At 70.6% G+C, this 21,714-nt stretch carries 21 protein-coding genes; 10 read left to right on the forward strand and 11 right to left on the reverse strand.

Going from position 1 to position 21,714, the window contains the following annotated elements:
• The first annotated feature begins 14 nt into the window (after positions 1 to 14).
• On the forward strand, positions 15 to 596 hold the full coding sequence (locus E1285_RS08915) for a Uma2 family endonuclease (RefSeq protein WP_132150006.1): 582 nt from the start codon (positions 15 to 17) through the stop codon (positions 594 to 596).
• On the opposite strand, the gene mug is transcribed toward E1285_RS08915, so the two are convergent.
• The 3 genes from mug to E1285_RS08930 are packed head-to-tail and all read right to left on the reverse strand — an operon-like array spanning position 583 to position 2,839.
• Positions 583 to 1,146 carry a G/U mismatch-specific DNA glycosylase gene (gene mug, locus E1285_RS08920; RefSeq protein WP_207946485.1) on the reverse strand — a complete coding sequence of 188 codons (564 nt, stop codon included), beginning with the start codon at positions 1,144 to 1,146 and terminating at the stop codon, positions 583 to 585. The two genes, E1285_RS08915 and mug, sit on opposite strands and share 14 nt — an antisense overlap.
• Positions 1,146 to 1,865 carry a sulfite exporter TauE/SafE family protein gene (locus E1285_RS08925; protein WP_132150010.1) on the reverse strand — a complete coding sequence of 240 codons (720 nt, stop codon included), beginning with the start codon at positions 1,863 to 1,865 and terminating at the stop codon, positions 1,146 to 1,148. The genes mug and E1285_RS08925 overlap by 1 nt, the downstream gene beginning before the upstream one ends.
• 44 nt (positions 1,866 to 1,909) lie before the next feature.
• Positions 1,910 to 2,839 carry an aldo/keto reductase gene (locus E1285_RS08930; RefSeq protein ID WP_132150012.1) on the reverse strand — a complete coding sequence of 310 codons (930 nt, stop codon included), beginning with the start codon at positions 2,837 to 2,839 and terminating at the stop codon, positions 1,910 to 1,912.
• 46 nt (positions 2,840 to 2,885) lie between these two features.
• On the opposite strand from E1285_RS08930, the gene E1285_RS08935 reads away from it, so the two are divergent.
• Positions 2,886 to 3,506, forward strand: a complete 621-nt coding sequence (locus tag E1285_RS08935) for a LysE family translocator (RefSeq protein WP_132150014.1) — start codon at positions 2,886 to 2,888, stop codon at positions 3,504 to 3,506.
• A 15-nt stretch (positions 3,507 to 3,521) separates the two neighbouring features.
• Here E1285_RS08935 and E1285_RS08940 read toward each other — a convergent pair whose 3' ends face one another.
• The 4 genes from E1285_RS08940 to acnA all read right to left on the reverse strand — a co-directional run bounded on the left by E1285_RS08940 (position 3,522) and on the right by acnA (position 7,886).
• Positions 3,522 to 3,731, reverse strand: a complete 210-nt coding sequence (locus E1285_RS08940; RefSeq protein WP_132150016.1) for a hypothetical protein — start codon at positions 3,729 to 3,731, stop codon at positions 3,522 to 3,524.
• Between the two features lie 284 nt (positions 3,732 to 4,015).
• On the reverse strand, positions 4,016 to 4,354 hold the full coding sequence (locus E1285_RS08945; RefSeq protein WP_243722654.1) for a type II toxin-antitoxin system VapC family toxin: 339 nt from the start codon (positions 4,352 to 4,354) through the stop codon (positions 4,016 to 4,018).
• A gap of 85 nt (positions 4,355 to 4,439) precedes the next feature.
• A complete protein-coding gene (locus E1285_RS08950; RefSeq protein WP_132150018.1) occupies positions 4,440 to 4,979 on the reverse strand; it encodes a hypothetical protein in 540 nt (179 codons plus the stop codon).
• Positions 4,980 to 5,120: 141 nt separating this feature from the next.
• Positions 5,121 to 7,886, reverse strand: coding sequence for an aconitate hydratase AcnA (gene acnA / locus E1285_RS08955; RefSeq protein ID WP_132150020.1), 2,766 nt, complete (start codon positions 7,884 to 7,886; stop codon positions 5,121 to 5,123).
• 351 nt (positions 7,887 to 8,237) lie between these two features.
• On the opposite strand from acnA, the gene E1285_RS08960 reads away from it, so the two are divergent.
• Positions 8,238 to 9,629 (forward strand): sulfatase-like hydrolase/transferase, encoded by a 1,392-nt coding sequence (locus E1285_RS08960; protein WP_207946487.1) that lies wholly within the window; start codon positions 8,238 to 8,240, stop codon positions 9,627 to 9,629.
• Positions 9,630 to 9,633: 4 nt separating this feature from the next.
• On the opposite strand, the gene E1285_RS08965 is transcribed toward E1285_RS08960, so the two are convergent.
• Positions 9,634 to 10,557 (reverse strand): NmrA family NAD(P)-binding protein, encoded by a 924-nt coding sequence (locus E1285_RS08965; RefSeq protein ID WP_132150022.1) that lies wholly within the window; start codon positions 10,555 to 10,557, stop codon positions 9,634 to 9,636.
• A 117-nt stretch (positions 10,558 to 10,674) separates the two neighbouring features.
• Between E1285_RS08965 and E1285_RS08970 the strand changes: the two genes are divergently transcribed.
• From E1285_RS08970 to E1285_RS08985, 4 genes are all read left to right on the forward strand, one after another.
• Positions 10,675 to 11,265, forward strand: a complete 591-nt coding sequence (locus tag E1285_RS08970) for a TetR/AcrR family transcriptional regulator (protein WP_132150024.1) — start codon at positions 10,675 to 10,677, stop codon at positions 11,263 to 11,265.
• A 119-nt stretch (positions 11,266 to 11,384) separates the two neighbouring features.
• Positions 11,385 to 12,164: a lytic polysaccharide monooxygenase gene (locus tag E1285_RS08975; RefSeq protein ID WP_132150026.1), complete on the forward strand. Its 780-nt coding sequence runs from the start codon at positions 11,385 to 11,387 to the stop codon at positions 12,162 to 12,164.
• On the forward strand, positions 12,149 to 12,766 hold the full coding sequence (locus E1285_RS08980; RefSeq protein WP_132150028.1) for a DUF305 domain-containing protein: 618 nt from the start codon (positions 12,149 to 12,151) through the stop codon (positions 12,764 to 12,766). The genes E1285_RS08975 and E1285_RS08980 overlap by 16 nt, the downstream gene beginning before the upstream one ends.
• Positions 12,767 to 12,947: 181 nt before the next feature.
• Complete coding sequence (locus E1285_RS08985) at positions 12,948 to 13,625, forward strand: response regulator transcription factor (protein ID WP_207946488.1); 678 nt, start codon at positions 12,948 to 12,950, stop codon at positions 13,623 to 13,625.
• Positions 13,626 to 13,721: 96 nt separating this feature from the next.
• Here the strand turns inward: E1285_RS08985 and E1285_RS08990 are convergent, their stop codons facing one another.
• The gene (locus tag E1285_RS08990) at positions 13,722 to 15,101 is read right to left on the reverse strand and encodes a hypothetical protein (protein WP_132150030.1); all 1,380 of its coding nucleotides are present in this window, start codon (positions 15,099 to 15,101) and stop codon (positions 13,722 to 13,724) included.
• A gap of 323 nt (positions 15,102 to 15,424) precedes the next feature.
• A complete protein-coding gene (locus E1285_RS08995; RefSeq protein WP_132150032.1) occupies positions 15,425 to 15,949 on the reverse strand; it encodes a hypothetical protein in 525 nt (174 codons plus the stop codon).
• 82 nt (positions 15,950 to 16,031) lie between these two features.
• On the opposite strand from E1285_RS08995, the gene E1285_RS09000 reads away from it, so the two are divergent.
• The 3 genes from E1285_RS09000 to E1285_RS09010 all read left to right on the forward strand — a co-directional run bounded on the left by E1285_RS09000 (position 16,032) and on the right by E1285_RS09010 (position 20,680).
• Positions 16,032 to 17,399, forward strand: coding sequence for a HAMP domain-containing sensor histidine kinase (locus E1285_RS09000; RefSeq protein WP_132150034.1), 1,368 nt, complete (start codon positions 16,032 to 16,034; stop codon positions 17,397 to 17,399).
• Positions 17,400 to 17,603: 204 nt separating this feature from the next.
• Entirely contained in the window at positions 17,604 to 18,911 is a 1,308-nt protein-coding gene (locus tag E1285_RS09005) for an MFS transporter (protein ID WP_207946489.1), read from the forward strand.
• Entirely contained in the window at positions 18,908 to 20,680 is a 1,773-nt protein-coding gene (locus tag E1285_RS09010; protein ID WP_132150036.1) for a sugar-binding domain-containing protein, read from the forward strand. The genes E1285_RS09005 and E1285_RS09010 overlap by 4 nt, the downstream gene beginning before the upstream one ends.
• Here the strand turns inward: E1285_RS09010 and E1285_RS09015 are convergent.
• Positions 20,643 to 21,629 carry a DUF2804 domain-containing protein gene (locus E1285_RS09015; RefSeq protein ID WP_132150038.1) on the reverse strand — a complete coding sequence of 329 codons (987 nt, stop codon included), beginning with the start codon at positions 21,627 to 21,629 and terminating at the stop codon, positions 20,643 to 20,645. The two genes, E1285_RS09010 and E1285_RS09015, sit on opposite strands and share 38 nt — an antisense overlap.
• Positions 21,630 to 21,714 lie beyond the last annotated feature (85 nt).

Below are 21,714 nucleotides of genomic sequence, written 5' to 3' on the forward strand. Positions count from 1 at the left end.
TCGGGCGGTACACGATGGAGGACCTGCATGCCCTGGAGGCAGAGGGCAGCGGCTTCGAACTCGAGGACGGCTGGCTGATCGAGTTGCGGAACAGCGCGCTGCACAACGTGGTTGCAGGGCGGATCCGGAAAGTGGTCAGCGAAGCCGGGGCCGATTCCAAGGTCTTCGTCAACGGTGGCGGGGCGTGGGAGATCAGCACACCGGCGGGCATTCGCAAACCCGATGTGTTCGTCATACCCGGCGAGGTCCTGCAGGCCGGGATCGTCGACCGGTTTCCGGCGGGCATTTCCGGACGGGACGTTCTCCTGATGGCAGAGGTCATCTCGCCTTGTACCAACAGCGAACGCACGGACCGGGTGACCAAGCTCAAGGAGTACGCGGCTCTCGGCATCCCGCAGTACTGGATGGTCGAGTTCAGTCCTCGCCCGAAGGTGCAGGTCCACATCCTGGACAACGAGGCGCGTGCGTATCGCCCGGACCGTACGGTCCACGGCGGGGAAACGCTGGAGGTCGTCATCCCGGCGGACAAGCGGTTCACCGTGCGGTTCGACCCGAAGATCCTTACGGAACGCCCCGAGCGCCTTACCGATCTCTGAGGGTGTCGGCGGCCTCACGGAGGCGGGTGAACTCGGCGACCATGCGGTCGAGGCTCCAGCTCGCGTTGAGGCCGCTCGGGTTCGGGAGGACCCATACGCGTGCCCGGCCGAACGTGTCGTCCTGTGCGCCTATCTGGGCGCGGGGGCGGCCGAACGCCGTGCGGTAGGCGGTGACGCCGGCGACGGCGAGGTAGGACGGACGGTGCCGTTCGACGAGGGCGGCGAGGCGGCGGCCGCCTTCGCGGAGTTCTTCGGCGGTCAGTTCGTCGGCGCGGGCGGTGGTGCGGTGGGCCAGGTTGGTGATGCCGAGGCCGTAGGAGGGCAGGAGGTCCTGCTCGGACGGGTCCAGCAGGCGGTCGGTGAAGCCGGAGCGGTGCAGGGCGGGCCAGAAGCGGTTGCCGGGGCGCGCGAAGTGGCGGCCGGTCGCTCCCGAGTAGAGGCCGGGATTGATGCCGCTGAACAGGACGCGGAGCGTCCCGCCGTCCTCGGGCAGGACGTCGGGGATGACGCGGTCGCGGGCGGCCTCCAGTTCGGCCTTGGTCGGGCGCATCAGATCAGGTTACGGACGATGAGCACCACCGCGGACGTTCCGACGACGATGAGCAACGCCAGGCGGAGGCGGCCCGCGTCCAGGTAGCGGCGTAGCGGGCCGGCGGCGAGGAACCCGGCGAAGACGAACGGGAGGAGGACCAGGCCCGCGGTGACCTGCCGGGCGGGGAGCTGCCCGGCGAGGGCGAGGATGGCGAGGGACAGCAGCGCGCCGACGATGAAGAAGACCGCCAGGGTGGCGCGGACGCGGGGGCCGCTCTCCCGCTGGTAGAGCAGCGCGATCGGCGGGCCGCCGATGCCGGACGCGGTGCCGGTGGTGCCGGAGACGAGCCCGGCGGCGGCGAGCGTCCGCCGGTTCCGGGGCACCTCGCGCGCCCAGGTCGTCGCGGCGAGCGCGGCGAGGACGACGAAGCCGATCACGATGCTGAGCGCGCGGGCCGGGACGGCGGCCACCAGCCAGACGCCGAGCGGCGTCCCGGCGAGGCGGCCGCCGAACGCCCAGCCGAGGCCCCGGAAGTCGACGTGCCTGTACTCCTGGGCGAGGGTCGCGAGGGGCAGGACGAGCGCCATGACCAGGATCGACCCCGGCATCAGCGACGGGAAGAGCATCGTCACGATCGGGGTCGCGACGAGCCCCACGCCGAGGCCGACGCTGCCCTGCACGATCGCACCGATCAGCGCGGCCAGGCCGCCGAACAGCAGAAACTCGAAATGCGGCACGCCAGGACGCTACATCCCGACATCTCCGGTCTGTGGCAGTGCCATCAGGCGGACGCCTCGGTGAGCCGTTCGAGCTGCGCACCGGACAGGTTCGTCCGGGTGACCTCGATGAGCGGCGGGAGCTGGTCGAGGGTCCGGGCGCTGGCGATGGGCGCGGCGACGGTCGGCTGCGCGGCGAGCCAGGCCAGCGCCACGGTCGCGACCGCGACGCCCTGCTCCTCGGCGACGATGTCGAGCGCGGCGAGGACGTTGCGGCCGCGTTCGGTCTCCAGATGCCGCGCCGCCTTCCCCGCCCGCACGCTGTCGACGTCCGACCCGGGACGGTACTTGCCGGTCAGGAAGCCCGACGCGAGGGCGTAGTAGGGCAGGGCGGCGAGCCCGTGCCGTTCGGCGATGTCGCGGCGCGGCCCCTCGTAGGTGTCGCGCGAGACCAGGTTGTAGTGCGGCTGGATCGCCACGTAGCGGGCCGTGCCCTCGCGCTCGCTGAACTCCAGGGACGCCTCGAGCCGGTCGAGTTCGATGTTGGACACCGCGATCTGCCGGACCTTCCCGGCGGTCACCAGCTCGTCCATGGCCGTCATGATCTCTCCGACCGGGACGGAGGGGTCGTCGAAGTGGGTGTAGTAAAGGTCGATGCGGTCGGTGCGGAGCCGCCGGAGCGAGTCGTCCGCGGCGGCCTTGATGTTGCCCGGGGCCAGACCCGTGCGCTCGGGGTGCTTGCCGACCTTGGTCGCGATGACGATGTCGTCGCGGTTGCCGCGCGCCTCCGTCCACTCACCGATGATCGTCTCGGACTCGCCGCCGCGGTTGCCCGGCGCGGCCGCCATGTACGAGTCGGAGGTGTCGATGAAGTTGCCGCCGGCTCCGGCGTAGGCGTCCAGGATCTCGAACGAGCGCTCCTTGCCCGCGGTCCAGCCGAACACGTTGCCGCCCAGGCAGAGCGGGAAAACGTCCAGGTCACCGATCTTGTTCATATGAGCCTTCTTGTCGTGGTCGCGGTTACCAGGTGATCATTACCCAATGCTGACCGCATGTCTCACCTTCGCCGCCATGGCGGCGCTGCTGACGATCACGCCCGGTGTGGACACGATGCTCGTCCTGCGCAGCACCGTGGCCGGCGGGCGCCGGACCGGCGTGCTTGCCTCGGCAGGCGTGATCACCGGCCTGATGTGCTGGGCGCTGACGAGCGCTGTGGGGCTGACCGCGCTGCTGGCCGCGTCCCGGATCGCGTTCGACGCGCTGCGCATCGCGGGCGCCTGCTACCTGCTGTGGCTCGGCGGCCGGGCCCTGTGGAACGCCCGCCGCAGGTCGCAGGACATCTCCGAATCCGCGGAGACGCAGACGTCCAGCGTCGCCGCCTTCCGCACCGGCCTCACCTCGAACCTGCTCAACCCCAAGGTCGGCGTCTTCTACATGAGCCTGCTGCCGCAGTTCATCCCGGACGGCGCCTCGGTGTTCTGGACGAGCATGCTGTTCGCCGCCATCCACGCCGCCGAGGGCCTGCTGTGGCTGGCGCTCGTCGTCGGCGCCGCCACGGCCGCACGCCGCGCCCTGACGCGTCCCGCCGTCAAACGCCGCCTCCAGCAGCTCACCGGCGTGGCGTTCATAGGCTTCGGCCTCCGCCTGGCCATCGACCACTGATCGAACGCACCTCCATCAGGAGGCGGCCGGAGACTGTTCCCTGAGAAGGCGGACGGCCCGCCCTGTGGCGTCAGGATCGGCGACGGCGAGCTCTTCGAGCAGGCCGTGCAGACGCTTGATCGCCCCGTCGGGAGTCCGGACGTCATGGTCGAGCAACTCGAACACCTCGCTACGAAGTTCGGGGAGGGAATGCGGATCCAGATCGTTTCCACGGATGGGACGCATCTGGGGAACACACACCCGTTCACGATCGCCACGCTGGAGGACATGCAGCAGGTGGCGTACGTCGAGACCCTGGCACGTGGTTTCACGATGGCCGTTACTTGCGGATGAGGTTGCGGAGGACGTACTGGAGGATGCCGCCGTTGCGGTAGTAGCGGGACCGAACTTTTGCCCCTCCGTCCTGGAATGACGGGCACCACCCCGCGCGGCCGCGATACGGGGTGCTCCACGGCGGGCGCAGCGGCGTTGACTACAAGCCCCCTCACATGGCGGCTCGTGCGCCCTACTCACAGGCCAAGCTGCGGCCTGGTCACTCCGATTACCTCCAGCAGTCCCTCAAGCCCCTTGAAGTCGCCGGGATTGGTTGTGTACAGCGGAAGATCATTCGCCTGCGCAATCGCTGCGATCATCAGATCTTGAACCCCCCCCCGGGGCTTCCGTCCGATCGCAAGGACCCCCGCGACCACGCGGGCATAGCTGCGGGCCGCATCGTCATCAAACGGCAACGGGTCCCAAATGGCCTCGGCCTTGGTCAGCATGGCGATCCGCTCCGCTCGTTCCACCGGGTCGTCAGTGAAGTGGGGCGCCTGCGCAAGCTCGGCAATCGTGATCGCGCTGACCAACATCCTCTCGGGAAGCTCCTCCGCATCGAGGTGCCGGGAAGGATCACGATGTTCGTATCAACGAGCCCTTCCGGGTGTTGCGAGCCGGTCACCCGCGCGCTCGCTTGTAGGGGTCGTCGGGCTCGGTGTCGAAGCCGTCGTCGATATCTGCTCGGAACCTTTCCGGGTCCAGTGGCCGCAAACCCTTGAACTCCGCCATGAACTCCGACGTTGGAACCGCTCGTCTGCGGCGTCTTGTTGCTGGCCGCCCTGCGGACGAAACGCTCAGCAGAAGATCACCTGAAGGCAGCTTCGAGGCCAGATCATCCAACATGGCACGGACCTGGAGCGCCTGCCCCCTCGCCTCATGAGATTGCGACCGAGGCTTCACCTGAATAGCGAAACGTTCCCCGGACCAATCCAGCACCACGAGGTCAACACCATGATCGTGCTCACCTGCAACGGCCAGGCGGCCGGCATCGATCAGCTGCCTCAATGAGGTGGCGACCCACTCTGTGAAGACTTCAGCCCCGTGCACGCTTGCCAGAACCGTCTCTGCGTCCGACCTCGTACCGAGCCTGTCGGCGACAGCGTCGAGTTCCTCGCGTTTGACGGTGACGGTGACGGTGACGTCGTCGTCGGCAGGCATGCGCCCTCCACAGTGGTGTCTGTCGGTGTCCAGTCTAGGTGACAGGCAGGTGACCCACCTGCTCGTTGGAGCGGCGTGAGCAGGGAAAGCGAGAGTGCCCCGCCCCTTTGGGGACGAGGCACTCTCGGCGACCGACTCGGACTACTTGCGGATCAGGTTGCGGAGGACGTACTGGAGGATTCCGCCGTTGCGGTAGTAGTCCGCCTCGCCCGGGGTGTCGATGCGGACGGTGGCGGTGAACTCCTTGCCGTCCGCCTTCACCGTGACCTCGTCGGGGACGCCGCCCTGGTTCATGGCGGTGACGCCGGTGATGTCGAACGTCTCGGTGCCGGTGAGGCCGAGGGACTCGGCGGAGTCGCCGTCCTTGAACTGCAGCGGCAGCACGCCGAGACCGATCAGGTTCGAGCGGTGGATGCGCTCGTAGGACTCGGCGATGACCGCGCGGACGCCGAGGAGCGCGGTGCCCTTGGCGGCCCAGTCGCGGGACGAGCCGGAACCGTACTCCTTGCCGGCGATGACCACGAGCGGGGTGCCCTGCTCGATGTAGTTCCGCGAGGCGTCGTAGATGAACGACTGCGGCGCCCCCTGCTGGGTGAAGTCGCGGGTGTAGCCGCCCTCGACGTCGTCCAGGAGCTGGTTGCGGAGCCGGATGTTGGCGAACGTCCCGCGGATCATGACCTCGTGGTTGCCGCGGCGCGAGCCGTAGGAGTTGAAGTCCTTGATCGCGACGCCGTTGTCCTGGAGGTACTGGGCGGCGGGCGTGCCGACCTTGATCGCCCCGGCCGGGGAGATGTGGTCGGTGGTGACCGAGTCGCCCAGCTTCGCCAGGACGCGGGCGCCGTGGACGTCGGTGACCGGCTCCGGCTCGGCGCCCATGCCGTCGAAGTACGGGGCCTTGCGCACGTAGGTGGAGTCGGGGTCCCACTCGAACAGGTCGCCGGTCGGGATGTCGAGGCCGGTCCAGCGCTCGTCGCCCTTGAACACGTCGGCGTAGCTCTGCGTGAACATGTCCTGGCCGATGGACGACTCGACGATGGAGGCCACCTCGTCCGGCTCGGGCCAGATGTCGCGCAGGTAGACCGGGCCGTCGGTGCCCTCGGCGATGGGGTCGTTGAGGATGTCGATGTCCATCGTCCCGGCGAGTGCGTAGGCGATGACCAGCGGCGGTGACGCCAGGTAGTTCATCTTCACGTCGGGGCTGATGCGGCCCTCGAAGTTGCGGTTGCCGGACAGCACCGCGGTGACCGCGAGGTCGTTGTCGTTGACGGCCTTGGAGATCTCCGGCTGCAGCGGCCCGGTGTTGCCGATGCAGGTGGTGCAGCCGTAGCCGACCAGGTTGAAGCCGATCTTGTCGAGGTACGGGGTGAGGCCGGCGCGCTCGTAGTAGTCGGTGACGACCTGCGACCCGGGCGCGAGGGAGGTCTTGACCCACGGCTTGCGGGTGAGGCCCTTCTCCACGGCGTTCCTGGCCAGCAGCGCCGCGCCGATCATCACGTACGGGTTGGACGTGTTGGTGCAGGAGGTGATGGCGGCCACGGCGACGTGCCCGTGGTCGAGCTCGAAGCTCGTCCCGTCGTCGAGGGTGACCGGGACGCGGTGGTGCGGGCGGCCGGAGCCGTTGGCGTCGACGTGCCGGGGCTTGTCGCCCTCGGTCTCCTGGTGGATCGCCGGGCTGTCGGAGGCCGGGAAGCTCTCGTTGGACGCCTCGTCCAGCGCGCCTAGGACGCTTTCGACGTAGTTCTGCACGTCCCGCCGCCAGGTCGTCTTGGCGTTGGACAGGGAGATGCGGTCCTGCGGGCGCTTCGGGCCGGCCAGCGACGGGACGACCGCCGAGAGGTCGAGCTCCAGGTACTCGGAGAACTCGGGCTCGACGGACGGGTCGAGCCACATGCCCTGCGCCTTGGCGTACGCCTCGACGAGCGCGATCTGCTCCTCGTCGCGCCCGGTCAGCCGCAGGTACTTCAGCGTCTCGCCGTCGACCGGGAAGATCGCGCAGGTCGAGCCGAACTCGGGGCTCATGTTGCCGATCGTGGCGCGGTTGGCCAGCGGCAGCGCCTGCACGCCCTCGCCGTAGAACTCGACGAACTTGCCGACGACGCCGTGCTCGCGCAGCATCTCGGTGATGGTCAGCACCAGGTCGGTCGCCGTGGTGCCGGCGGGCAGCTCACCGGTCAGCTTGAAGCCGACGACGCGCGGGATGAGCATCGAGATCGGCTGGCCGAGCATCGCGGCCTCGGCCTCGATGCCGCCCACGCCCCAGCCGAGGACGCCGATGCCGTTCTGCATGGTGGTGTGCGAGTCGGTGCCGACGCACGTGTCGGGGTAGGCGGCGCCGTTGCGGTCGAACACCACGCGCGCCAGGTGCTCGATGTTGACCTGGTGGACGATGCCGGTGCCGGGCGGGACGACCTTGAACTCGTCGAACGCGGTCTGCCCCCAGCGCAGGAACTGGTAGCGCTCCCGGTTTCGCTCGTACTCCCGCTCCACGTTGCGCTCGAACGCCTGCGCGGTGCCAAAGTAATCGACGATGACGGAGTGGTCGATGACCATCTCGGCCGGGGCGAGGGGGTTGATGTTGCTCGCGTCCCCGCCCAGTTCACGGACGGCCTCGCGCATCGTGGCGAGGTCCACCACGCACGGCACGCCGGTGAAGTCCTGCATGATCACGCGGGCCGGGGTGAACTGGATCTCCTTGCTCGGCTCGGCCTTCGAGTCCCAGCCCGCCAGCGCGCGGATGTGGTCGGCCGTGACGTTCGCGCCGTCCTCGGTGCGCAGCAGGTTCTCCAGGAGCACCTTCAGGCTGTACGGAAGACGGGCCGAGCCCTCGACGGCGTCCAGCCGGTAGATGTCATACGACTTGTCGCCTACTTGCAGCTTGTCACGGCTGCCGAAGCTGTTCGCGGACACGGACTCCTCCTCCGTCACCACCGCGCGTCCGGTCCGGGACATGAGCGCGGCGCTTTCGTCTTCGATCTTCAGTGTGCCCGCCGCCGTGGCCGGCGCGCGGCGCGCGGCGCGGCGCGGCGGGTGCTCGCCTACTCGATCCTGCCTTAGTCGGGCTTCTGACCGGGAATCAGGCTCCCCTAACTTCGGCGGCTTTTCTCTTGACGTCAAGCTATCTCCAATTTATCTCGATATCAAGCTACTTGCACCCCGTACGGCCGCCGACCACCGTCCGACCACCCGCCTTGCCGAATGATCATCTATTGCCTACTATTTTGGTCTTATTAGTCACTTGGTAGGAAAGGTGTGGTTCAAGTGAGCGGTATCAGCCGGAGAGGCGCCGTCGCGGCAGCCGCCGCCGCGGCGGCGGCGCCCGCCCTGGGCGGGGCGAGCGCGCAGGCGCGGGAGCGCGCGTTCACGTCCGTCCCGGACGGCCGGGGCGACCGGAGGGACCGGCCGAACGTGCTGGTCATCCTGGGGGACGACCTGGGCTGGGCCGACCTCGGCTGCTTCGGTTCAACGCACATCCGCACGCCGAGCCTGGACCGGCTGGCGTCCGGCGGGGTGCGGTTCACCGACGGGTACTCGGCGGCGGCCGTGTGCTCGCCGACCAGGTTCGGGCTCTACACCGGCCGCTACCCCGGACGCCTCCGCGGCGGCCTCGAGGAGCCGATCGGCACGCCCGCCGAGCAGATCGGCATCCCGCCCGAGCACCCCACGCTCGCCTCTCTCCTCAAGGGCGCGGGCTACGAGACCGCGATGTTCGGCAAGTGGCACTGCGGCTTCCTGCCGTGGTTCAGCCCGCTGAAGTCGGGCTGGGACACCTTCTTCGGCAACATGTCGGGCGCCGTCGACTACTACTCCAAGCTCAGCTCTCGCGGGCTCGACCTGTACGAGGGCGAGGTGCCCACTGAGTCGCTCGGGTACTACACCGAGACGATCGCCGACCGCGCCGCCGCGTTCGTCCGGGACCGGCACGACGGGCCGTGGCTGCTGAACCTCAACTTCACCGCCCCGCACTGGCCGTGGGAGGCGCCGGGCGACCGGGCGGTCAGCAAGGAGATCACCGCCCGGATCGAAGCGGGCGACCGGCGGGCCCTGCGGCACGACGACGGCGGGTCACTCGACACCTACCGCCGGATGGTCGAGGCGCTCGACACCGGGATCGGCCGGGTGCTGAAGGCGCTGCGCGACACCGGTCAGGAACGCGGCACGCTCGTGCTGTTCGCCAGCGACAACGGCGGCGAGCGCTGGTCGTACACGTGGCCGCTGACCGGGGCGAAGGCGAGCCTGAACGAGGGCGGCATCCGGGTGCCCACCATCCTGCGCTGGCCCGCGCGCATCCGGCCCCGCCAGGTCAGCGGGGTGCCGGTCAGCACCCAGGACTGGACCGCCACCATCTTCGGCGCCGCCCGGGTGGAGCCCGCTGCGAGCCACCCGCTGGACGGCCGCAGCCTCGCCCCGTACCTGCTGGACGGCGCCCGGCCCCCGGGCCACGACCTCTTCTGGCGGACGCGGAGTTCGCGGGCGCTGCGCAGGGGGCGGTGGAAGTACCTGCGCGCGTCCGGCAGCGACGCCCTGTACGACCTGCGGTCCGATCCCCGCGAGCAGGCGAACCTCGCCGCACGCAACCCCGGCGTCCTCAAGGACCTGGCGGCGCGCTGGGAGGAGATCGACGCGGATCTCCTCCCGTACCCGTCCCCCTGAGGGCTCAGGCATCGGCCCGCATGTGCTTGCGCGCCCATGCGTCGAAGGACGTGAGCGGAATGCCGAGTGCCCTCGCGTACTCCGGGCGTCCCGGCTGGGGGGCGACGTTCAGCCACTCGTGCCCGGCGCCCATCGCCGGCATCCCGGCGGCGAAGGCCTCCTCCTCGGTCATGTCCGGCGCGGGCAGATGCCTGCCCAGAACCCGGGAGAGGACCTCGGCGATCTCCGTCATCGACAGGTGCTCACTCGCCAGTTCCAGCTCGACCCCGTCGAATCGTCCGGGCTCGGCGACCGCCGCGGCGGCCGCGGCGCCGATGTCGTCCACCGCGACGAGGGACAGCCGGGTCCCAGGGTTCAGGACGCTCACAAGGCCGCCGTGGAGGCCGCGCGGGAACAGGAACGCCATGGACGGCAGGAAGTTCTCCATGAAGAAGCCCGGCTTGAGAAGCGTCCAGTGGGCGAACCCGGCCGTGCGGACCCGGTCCTGGATCGCGCTCTTGGCGCTCAGGGTCGGCTCCATGGAGGCCCAGCGCCCTTCGGCCCAGCCGGGGGTCTGCGTGTGCTGGCCGGCGCCGGTGACGGACGTGTGCACGAACTGCGGCACTCCGGCGGCCTTCGCCCCCTCGATGAGGTTGACGCCCTGGGCCACCTCCCCGTCGAAATCGAAGCCATCGGCGGTCCCGGCGGGCATCTGCACGGAGAAGACGGCACGGGCGCCCTCGGCGGCCCGGACGACGGAATCGCGGTCGTTAAGGTCGCCGCCGACGAGTTCGGCTCCGAGCGCCTCGACGGCCCCGGCCCGCTCCCCGGCCGGATCGCGGACCAGGGCCCGGACGGGCACGCCCGCCGCGAGCAGGGCGCGCGCGGTGGCGCCGCCCTGCCTGCCGGTGGCACCGGTGACCAGAACGGGCGCGAAGGCTGTGGACATGCTGCTCCTCCGATAGTCGTTCACACTAAGTGGCGGGGGCCGCCACTTACGCTCGGGTACGATACGGCGGGCCCCGCCATTTAGCCAAATCCATGAGCCAAGTCCGGAGGAGACGCCATGCCCGAGCGCCAGCGCGCCGACGCCCGGCGCAACTACGCGCGGATTCTCGCCGTGGCCGAGGAGGAGGTCGCCGCCCACGGCGCCGCGGCCTCCCTGGAGCAGATCGCCCGCACCGCCGGGGTCGGCTCGGCGACCGTGCGCCGGCATTTCCCCTCGCGCCGCGCGCTGCTCGAAGCGGTTTCCCGGGAGCGCATCGAGGCCCTGTGCGTTCGCGCCCGCGACCTGACCGGCCGGGGCGACGGCCGCGACGCGCTCCTGGAATGGCTGGACGACGTCGTCGCCTACTGCGTTTCCGTCCGGGGACTGGCCGCCGCGCTGGCCTACGACGGCGAGGAGACCGAGCCGGTGCAGGAGAACGGCTGCTCGGCGGCACTGGAGGAGGCGGCCGCCCCGCTGCTGCACCATGCCGTGCGGGACGGCGCGATGGCGGCGGACGTCACCGTCACGGACCTGATCACGCTGATCGTCGGCATCGTCCTGGCCACGGAGCACCATCCCGACCCCGCCGCCCGAGCGGACCGGCTGTTCCGGCTGGCCGTGGCGGGGCTCAGCCCGCGGCCTCCCCGGTCACCGAGCCCAGAGGATTGACGAGTGCTTCCCTGGTCGTTAAGGCGGTCTTAGGAGAGTCGAAGCTAATGTCCTGACACCAATCAAGGCCGCCTCGGATTTCGGCGGCCGAACCGTCAGGACAATGGAGGACGGCCTGTATGCGCAGGACCATCGCCTACCCACTCGCCATTCTCGCCGCCACCGGCGGAACAGTGTTCACCGCCGGGTCCGCCGCTGCGCACGGCTACATTTCATCGCCGCCGAGCCGGCAGGCTCTGTGCGCCGCGGGTGCCGTGCCCGACTGCGGTCCCATTCAATTCGAACCGCAAAGCGTCGAAGGCCCGAAGGGGCAGAAGAACTGCCATGGAGGCCTCAGCCAGTTCGCGGTGCTGTCCGACGAGAGCCGCAACTGGCCGGCGAAGTCGGTCGGCAGCACGGTGACGTTCAGCTGGACCCTCACCGCACGCCACCGCACCAGCACCTGGGAGTACTTCGTCGGCGGCACGCGCGTGGCCGTCTTCGACGACGGCAACCAGATCCCGGACTCGGTCGTGACGCACCAGGTCGACCTCGGCGACTTCCCCGGCAGGCAGAAGGTCCTCGCGGTGTGGAACATCGGCGACACCCCGATGGCGTTCTACAACTGCGTCGACCTGAACGTCGGCGGCGGCTCCGGGACGCAGCCGCCGGACTCGGCCTCCCCCGAGCCCACGGCGGAGCCCACGTCCGGCCCGACGGCCACGCCGTCCGCACCCGAGCCGACGCGGCCCGAGCCGACCGGCGCCCCGGCCGACGGTGAAGCCTGGAAGGCGGGCGCCACGTACGCGATCGGCGACGAGGTCACCTACAACGGCACCCGGTACCGCTGCCGCCAGGCCCACACGACGATCCGCAGCTGGGAGCCCGAGTTCACCCCGGCCCTGTGGCTCCCGCTGTGAGCACCCGCGCCCGCCGCCGCGCCGTGCTGCCGGCCGTGCTCCTCGTTCCCCTGCTGCTGACGGCGTGCGGCGGCGGCCACGAAGGGCACGGGTCGTCCGAGCCGGTGGGCGCCGCCTCGGACGCGCCGGCCTCGGCCGGGTACAACGACCACGACGTGATGTTCCTGCAGATGATGATCGCGCACCACAAGCAGGGCGTGGAGATGGCCCGGGTGGCCGCCGAGCGCGCCCAGGGCACCAAGGTGCGCAATCTCGCCGCGGCCGTCGCTGCGACGCAGTCCGAAGAGGTCAAGACGATGAGCTCCTGGCTCCGCACGTGGTCGAAGCCCCTCACGAGCGATCATCCGGCGGGCGCGCACGCCGCCCATGGCGGCATGCCGGCCACCGGCGCCAAGGAGATCAGGACCCTGAAGCAGACCACCGGCGCGGGATTCGAACCGGCGTTCCTCAACCTGTTCGTCGGGCATCAGCACGGCGCGGTGGAGATGGCCGACACGGAACTGAGCAAGGGCGGCAACGCCGACGCCAAGGCGTTCGCCAAGCGCGTCAAGGAGTCCCGGACCGACCAGATCCGGCAGATGCTCGGCCTGCTCAACGGCTGAGGCCGGACGGGCTTTCCGGGGACTTCCCACCGCCGGGCGGAACGGGCACGACGGCCCCGCTCCGCCCGGCGAAACCCATGCCCGGCGATCCGGTCATGGCGCCGCGACCGCCTTGTCGAAGCCATCGGCGAACCTTTCGAACCGCTCTTTAGGTCCGCACTTAATGGGATATTGTCCGACCGTGGCTACCGTGTTGCTGGTGGAAGACGACGACCATGTCCGGCAGGCGTTTCTGCGGGAACTCCGGGATTTGGGACATGCGGTGCGCAGCGCCGGCCGGGCCCTGGACGCGCTGCGGGACGCGGCCGCGCACGCACCCGACGTCGTCGTCCTTGACCTGGGGCTGCCCGACCTCGACGGCGGTGAGGCACTGAAGATGCTGCGCGCGGTCTCGGACGTCCCGGTGATCGTGGCGACGGCCCGGGACGGCGAACCGGAGATCATCCGGCTGCTGGAATCGGGGGCCGACGATTATCTGGTCAAGCCTTTCTCCGCCGGTCATCTGCATGCCCGGATCGAGGCGGTGCTCCGGCGGACGCGGACGGAACACCGGCAGAAATCCCTGGTGGTCGGAGAATTGAATATCGACCCCGACCGGCGGCAGGCGAGACTGGGCGAGGCCGTCCTTCAGCTGTCGCGCCTGGAATTCGACATGCTGGCTTTCCTGGCGCGCAACGCCGGGCGGGTGGTGACGCGGCGCGAACTGCTGAGCGAGGTGTGGCGGCAGCCCTACGGAGACGACCAGACCATCGACGTCCACCTGTCCTGGCTGCGCCGCAAGATGGGGGAACGCGCCGCGACGCCGCGCTATCTGCACACCGTGCGCGGCGTCGGCGTCATGCTGGCGGCGCCCGACTGACCGGCGGATCTGCCGACGTGTCCGGCCCGGAGGGCAGGGCGTGGCGCACCACACCGCCACGCCGACAGGTGCCCCCCTGCACCGCGGCCGGGCGTCTCACTTCTTGGGGACGTAGAGGCGGATGTCGTCGATCTTCGCCGAGCCCTCGTAGTAGTTGAGGTGCGGGTCGCCGATGATGAAGGAGTCGGGGTAGGCCGAGCCCGCGGGCCAGGTGTGCTCGGTGGTGTAGGTCCCGGCCGGGCCCTTGTGCGTGATCTGCTGGTCGAACCGGCCGTCGTACTCACCGGGGGTCTGGTTGTAGTGCCAGAGCGGCCGGCCGTCCTCGACGAAGGCGTGGTGGTACCGGAGTGTGGCCTGCCCGATGTGGCGGAACGGGCCGCTCATCTCGACGGTGTAGCCGGTGGCGCCGCGTTCGACCGCGAACCGGTAGGACGCCTGCGGCATCAGCTCCGGCTGGAGCTCGGCGCTGGTGAGCAGGTCCCGGTACTTGCCGTCGGGGCCGAACGTCCCGTCGCCCGAGTAGTTTCCGCAGGCGGTCTTGTAGTAGTACTCGGTGCCCACGTTGTTGTTGCGGGTGATCTTGTCGCCGCGCGGGAAGATCGCGTTGACCCCGTTGAACGTCCCCTCCGGCGCCCCGTAGATCTCGCCGGTCTTCGGATTGCAGACACCGTTGTTCTGGGACCAGCGGGCGTTGCTGAAGTACCCGTCCATGATGACCTTGCGCCGGTAGTGGATGCCCGGGTTGCTGTGCGGCGCCGGGGTGGCGTAGTCGAGGATCGTCATGTAGTAGAAGCCGTTCTCCTGGCGGACGTCGCCGTACTCGCAGCGCGTCTTGCCAGGCAGCGCGCCCTGGAATGTCCAGGGATAGCCGGTCTTGCACGGTTCCTGCGTGTAGCCGTTGTACTTGCCGTCGTATTCGAAACTGCCGTCGCGCTTGCCGCCGAAGTCGATCCCGCGCAGCGTCATCTCCACCCGGTAGCGCGGGGGCAGCGGCCTGGTGGGCCGGATCAGCACCCCGGCGTCCCAGCTCGGCTCGGACAGCTGCGCGACCTTCTCCCCGCCCGGCAGCCGCGCGGTCGACAGGCCCGGCTGGGAGTCGGGACGGCCGTCCTTGTCCTTGTCGACGGCGGCGATCTCAGCGGTCAGCCAGCCCCGCTTCCCGAACTCCACGCGCTTGCGGAACACGTTCAGTGAGTTGAGCCCCTCCTCGAAGGCGGGCCCGCTGATGTTCTTCCACACCTCGCCGTCGTCGTCGAACTGGTCGACGTGCCACGGGCTGCCGGCTCCCTGCGGATCCAGACGCCATGGAGCGTCGTCCACGGTCAGCGGCCGGCTGAACCCCTCCTGCGCCACCAGGACCCAGCCCTCGCGCGGCACAGGCGACGACTGCGCGACCGCGACGGCCTGCGCCGCTGGGGAGGCGCTCACCGCGGCCACCGCCGCGACCGCCACCGGAACCTTCCAACGTCCGTTCACGACGTTCCCTCCCGTTTCTGAACGGCATGGCGACGGATCGGCCGCCGATTCACCGAGCCACGCTCCGTAAATTGGTAAGGACCAATTAGTGGCTCCCGTGGGGAGCGCCGGGCTTCCGTACCAGTAGACGACGCCTGCACCGCCCCCAGGCGGACGGGACGTGCCGCCGATTGGTATGTGCGCGAGCCCTCGTCGCGCCCTCCATCCGGAAGAACTTCGCGAGCGAATCGAACGCTGAACGCCTCTCGCCTGCCCGTTCTCATGGTGGGCAACAGTAATTGAGTCCTGATCAACTGGTCAATACCACTTGCCCCCGCATCGGCTCAGTACTCGTAGACCTGGATGAGCGGCGGGTGGCCGTTCCATTTCGCGAACACGGCCGAGCCGTGGACGTCATCGGTCAGGTCGACGCGCAGCCATTTGGACTGCTTCCACACCTTGGCCTGGAAGCCGTCGTCGGGCGTGGCGGACACCAGCCGCGCCGCGTCGCCGGACAGGGCGAGCACCACGCGTCCGGACTTGACCGTGTACGTGCGCACCTTCTCACCGGGCTTCCGCGACGCCTCGGGGGCCGCCGGCCGCTCGCCCTCGGGCGTGGGGGTGGGCGCGGCGTCGGCCCCGGAGCGGCCCGGGGACGCGGACGGCGACGCGGAGGGAGAGGCTTCAGCGGACGACCCGGCGGAGGGGCCGGCAGGCGGCCGGCCTTGCAGGACGGGGACCTCCGCCGCCACGTCGGGCGTTCCCAGGGCGGTCCCGCGGACCGCGCCGCCCACGCCGGTCCAGCTGATCGCGATGCCGGCGGCCGTGGTGGCGACCCACACCGCCGTGAAACCGATTCGAGCTCGCATGGGCCTCATTCCTGTCATAGGGCATATCTTTCGCTTCTCACACGGTCAGTCCGTGGCCGGGCCAGACGGGAGGGTGTGCGGGATGAGAACGGCACTGGCGCGCATCGCGACGGCGGTGACGGCGATGGTGGCGCTGTCGTTCGTCGTCCCGCTGGGGCTGCTGAACGGCCAGATGGCGCACGACCGGGCGCTGAACGCGGCCGAACGGCAGGCGGCCTCGCTGGTCCCGGTGCTGTCGGTGACCGCCGACCCTGCCGCGCTGAACGACGCGGTCGGCTCGGTTCCCGCCGGGACGGCGGGACGGCTCGCGCTCCACCTGCCCACCGGCGAGGTGCTCGGGTCCCCCCACGCCCCGCCCGGGGACCTGGACGCGGCACGGCGGCTGCGGCGCACCTCCACCGTCGGGGCGCCGGGCGGGAAGGTGCTGCTGCGCCCGGTGCTGCTGGAGGCCGCCGAACCGGCGGTCATCGAGGTGTTCGTGCCGCAGGGCGAGCTGAGCCGGGGCGTCGCGAGGTCCTGGGCGATCCTCGCCCTGGTCGCGCTCGCGCTGGTGCTGGTGTCGGTGGCGATGGCCGACCGGCTGGCCAAGCGGATGGTGGGGGCCACCGACCGGCTCGTCCGCGCGGTCACCCACGTCGCCAAAGGCGACCTCGCGGCGCGCGTCGATCCGCAGGGACCGGCGGAGCTGCGCGCGGCGGGCGAGGCGTTCAACGACATGGCCGACCGGCTGGCCCGGCTGCTGGCGGCCGAACGGGAGGCCGGCGCCGACCTGTCGCACCGGCTGCGGACCCCGCTGACGGCCCTGCGGGTCGACCTCGACGGGCTCGCCGCCAACCCCGGCGACCCGGCCCGCCTGGCGCAGAGCCGCAGCGCGCTGGAACGGCTGGAGACGGCGGTGGACGACATCATCGCCACCGCGCGGCGGCCCGCCGGACCGTCCGGCGGGAAGGCGACCCGGCCGGCGGCGGGCTGCGACGCGGCCGAGGTGACCCGCCGGCGGCTGGAGTTCTGGTCGGCGCTCGCCGAGGACCAGGACCGCGGCTGGGATCTGGTGGGCGCCGGCGAGCCGGCGCCGGTCCCGGTCGCCGAGGCCGACCTGGCCGCCGCGCTGGACGCGCTGATGGGCAACATCTTCCGGCACACGCCGCACGGCACCGCCTTCCGTCTCACCGTCCATCGCGGCCGCAACTCCACCGGCCTGCTGTTCGGCGACGCCGGTCCCGGCATCGCCGACGTCGAGGCGGCGCTGCGGCGCGGCGCCAGCGGCGCCGGGTCCACGGGGCTGGGCCTGGACATCGCCCGGCGCCTGGCCGAGTCCACCGGCGGTTCGCTGCGCGCGGGCGACTCCCCGCTGGGCGGCGCCCAGATCGAGATGTGGCTGCGCACCGCTCCCAAGCCGGCCTCGCGGCGGACGGCCCGCCGCGGGGGACGCCGGGCCGGGCGCCGCTGACCGGTCGCCGGCCATCGGTCATCACGACACACTAATCTCGTCCGCCGCCCGGAGAGGTCCACCGGGACACCGCGTTCGCCCGCTTATCCGAGGCTTAAGGGAACGCTGAAAGGACGTTAAGAGGCCCGGCCCGGCGTCGCCGCCCACCTGGAGGAACACCTCGGGTGGGCCATCCAGTAAGTACCCCTTGTACCGTTCCCTCCTGTGACGAGCGATAAGGCCGTTCCGCTGGGGCGGCGGGTCTGGACGATGCTGATCGTGCTCGGTTTCGTCGGGCAGCTCGCCTGGACGGTCGAGAACATGTACCTCAACGTGTTCGTCCACGAGGAGATCAGCGGGAACCCCGACGTGATCGCGGCGATGGTCGCGGCGAGCGCGGCCGCGGCCACGGTGGCGACGCTGACGATCGGGGCGCTGTCGGACCGGCTGGGACGCCGCCGCGCCTTCATCGCCGGCGGATACGTCGTCTGGGGGCTGTGCACGGCGGCGTTCGGGCTGGTCAGCGTCGATTCCATGGCGGCGGTCGCGCCCGTGGCCGACGCCGTCGCGGTCGCCGTGATCACCATCATCCTGCTCGACTGCGTGATGTCGTTCCTCGGCTCGGGCGCGAACGACGCGGCGTTCCAGGCGTGGACGACGGACGTGACGCGGACGCGGAACCGCGGGCGGGTCGAGGCGGTGCTGGCGATCATGCCGCTGATGTCGATGCTGGTGGTGTTCGGCGGCTTCGACTGGCTGACGCGGGACGGCCGGTGGTCGCTGTTCTTCCTCGTCATCGGGCTGATCATCGCGGCGGCCGGGGTCGTGGCGTGGTTGTTCGTCCAGGACCAGCCGGTGAAGCGGCAGAGCGAGGGATACCTGAACGCCCTCGTGCACGGCCTGCGTCCCAGCGCCATGCGGGCCAACCCCGGTCTGTACTTCGCGCTGTCCGCGTGGTGCGTGTGGGGCATCTCCACGCAGGTCTTCCTGCCGTACCTGATCATCTACCTGGAGCGGTACCTCGACATCGCCGGCTACGCGCTGGTGCTGGCGGTCGTGCTGACCGGCGCGTCCGCCGTCAGCGTCGCGTTCGGGCGGGTCATCGACCGGGTCGGGAAGGTACGGTTCCTCGCACCGGCGATCGCGGTGTACGGGGCAGGGCTGCTGCTGATGCCGCTCGCCCGCGACATGATCGCGGTGATGGGCGCCGGGCTGGTGCTGATGTCGGGGTTCATGCTCGTGCTGGCCCCCGTCGGCGCGCTCGTCCGGGACTACACGCCGCCCGGGCGGGCCGGGCACGTCCAGGGACTGCGGATGGTGTTCGCCATCCTCATCCCTATGATCATCGGACCGTATCTCGGTGCCGCGGTCATCAAGGGGGCCGACGAGCGCTACGAGGACCTGGGCGTCCTCAAGCACGTGCCGACCCCGGCGATCTTCCTGGCCGCGGCGGCGGTGCTGGTGCTGATCGTCCCGCCGGTGCTCGCGCTGCGGCGGGACGCGGCCAAGAAGGAGAGGGAGGCCGTCGCATGACGCTGCTGACGCGGTGGGGCTCCGCGCTCGACCCGGACGCGGTGCTTCCCGAGTACCCGCGGCCACAACTCGTCCGCGCCGGCCACCTCAACCTGAACGGACGCTGGGAGTACGCGTTCGCAGGCCAGGACGGGCGGGAGCCGGCGGAGTACGACGGCCAGATCATCGTGCCGTTCTCGCCCGAGTCGCCGCTGTCGGGCGTCGGGCGGCAGCTCCTCCCGGACGAGACGCTCTGGTACCGGCGCACCGTCGGCATCCCGGACGGGTTCCGTCCCGAAGGGCACCGCGTCCTGCTGCATTTCGGCGCGGTCGACCAGACCTGCCGGGTTCTCGTCAACGACAGCGAGGTGGGCCGCCACGAGGGCGGCTACCTGCCGTTCTGCTTCGACATCACCGACGCCCTGCGGGACGGGTCCGGCGTGCTCGTCGTCGAGGTGCGCGACCCGTCCGACACCGGCGACCGCGGGTGGGGGAAGCAGAAGCTCAAGCGCGGCGGCATCTGGTACACCGCGCAGTCCGGCATCTGGCAGACGGTGTGGATCGAGTGCGTGCCGGAGATCCACGTCGAGCGGCTGACGCTCGTCCCACACCTGGACGAGTCATCGGTCGAAGTGACGGTCCACGCCGATGCGGACCGGCAGGCCCGCATCGAGGTCCACGCGGGCGGCGAGGTCGTCGCCCGCGCCGGCGCGATCCCGAACGAGGCGGTCCGGATCCCGATACCGGACGTCCGCCCGTGGAGCCCCGAAGACCCCTTCCTCTACGACATCACGGTCCGGCTCGGCGACGACCGCGTCGACGGCTACGTCGGCATGCGGTCGTTCGGCGTCGGCCCCGACGAGCACGGCGTGCCGCGGCTGCTGCTCAACGGCCGCCCGTACTTCCACGCCGGGATCCTCGACCAGGGCTACTGGCCGGACGGCATGTACACCCCGCCGTCCGACGAGGCGATGGTGCACGACATCGCCACGATGAAGCGGCTCGGCTTCACCATGCTGCGCAAGCACATCAAGGTGGAGCCGCTGCGCTGGTACCACCACTGCGACCGCCTCGGCATCCTCGTTTGGCAGGACATGGTCAACGGCGGTGGCCCGTACCGCCCGGAGGTCATCACCGCACCGGCCGTCTCGCCGCTGCGGCTGAGCGACGGCAGGCACGCCCGGTTCGGCCGCGACGACGCCGGCGGCCGCCAACGGTTCCGCGAGGAGACGCGGGAGACCGTCGAGCATCTCCGCAACGTCGTGAGCATCGCCGTCTGGGTGCCGTTCAACGAAGGCTGGGGCCAGTTCGACGCGGCCGAGATCGCCGCCGAGGTCAAGGCGCTCGACCCCACCCGGACCGTGGACCACGCGAGCGGCTGGCACGACCAGGGCGCGGGCGACCTGCGCAGCCTGCACGTCTACTTCCGGCGTTTCCGCGTGCCCCGCCGGACCGACCCGCGCGTGCTCGTCCTGTCCGAATACGGCGGATACAACCTGCGGACGGACGGCCACGCCTTCAACGACAAGGACTTCGGCTACAAGCGCTACGACTCCCCCGAACGCCTCGGGGCCGCGTTCACCCGGCTGCACGCGCAGCAGATCGTCCCGGCGATCCCGCGAGGTCTCAGCGCGACCGTCTACACCCAGCTCTCCGACGTCGAGGACGAGCTGAACGGCCTGCTCACCTACGACCGCGAGGTGTGCAAGCTCCCCGTGGACCTGGTGCGCTCGGTCAACGCCCGGCTCCGCCTCACCAGCGCTGGCGGGCCTCCTCCGCCCACCCGGTGAGGCCGTCGACGTCGATCCACGTCCCGTCGTCGGCCTGCACGCGCCCGCTGAAGTGCCCGAAGCACTGGTGGGTGTCGGTGCCGACGATGCCCAGCTCGGTGCGCGCGACCTTCTCGTGGAACGGGCGGAACTCGACCTCGACCCGGCTGCCGCTGATCGTCCAGGGACGCATCCAGTCGGTACGGTCGTAGTTCCAGTCGAGCTCTTCGCCGATCTTGTGCAGGCGCCCGTCGACGAACACCGCGTTCTCCGTCATGCCGGTGCCGTCCGTCCACTTGCCGCCGAACTGCAGCGCCAGCCCCGGCCCGCTCGCCGCCGCCCAGTTCCACGTCATCCGGTACGGCCATTTGCCGCGCCCGTGGTCAAGGACCGCGAACGCGCCCTCCCCGATCTCGTGCTCGCCGGACGGGAGCCGCAGCGACCCGGTCACCGGCCGCCCGACGTCCTTCAGCGTGTACTGGAACCGCCGGCGCCCCCACGGGATCACCACTCCCAGCGACTCGTGACCGTCCGGCAGCGAGATCTCGGCGTCGAGACCGAAGCCCACGCCGGGCGCGAGGGCCCGCAGCCGGGACCCGCCGGGACGCTGCCGCACGCCGACCGCCACTCCCCCGCCGCGCACTGACGCCTCCCCCGCACCGCTGCGGTCGGGGAAGACGGCGCCCCGCGCGAGCGGCACGACCGCGTCCTTGGCGACCTCCTCGCCGGTCTCGCGATCCAGCACCCACACGCCGTGCACCCCGGCGTAGTCCAGCGACGAGGCCACGAGCCCGATGATGTGCCGGGGCGTGACGATGCCCCAGTACTCCCAGCGCTTGGCCCGCCCCCAGCCGCGCAGGTTGGCCCGGTGCAGCGGCCGCCGCGTCCAGCCCACCGCCTCCGGGTTCAGCCGCCCGTTCGGCAGGCACAGATCCACGGCCTCGGTGATCTCACGCTCATGGGTCGGCATCCCCCGATGCTAACGACCCGCGGCAAAGTGGACGCCGTCGCCCGCGACTGGCGGCCGCCCTCTCGACGTGGCGTTCCGGCTTCTC

It is taken from the genome of Actinomadura sp. 7K507, assembly GCF_004348425.1.
In the GTDB taxonomy this organism is placed as follows: Bacteria; Actinomycetota; Actinomycetes; order Streptosporangiales; family Streptosporangiaceae; genus Spirillospora.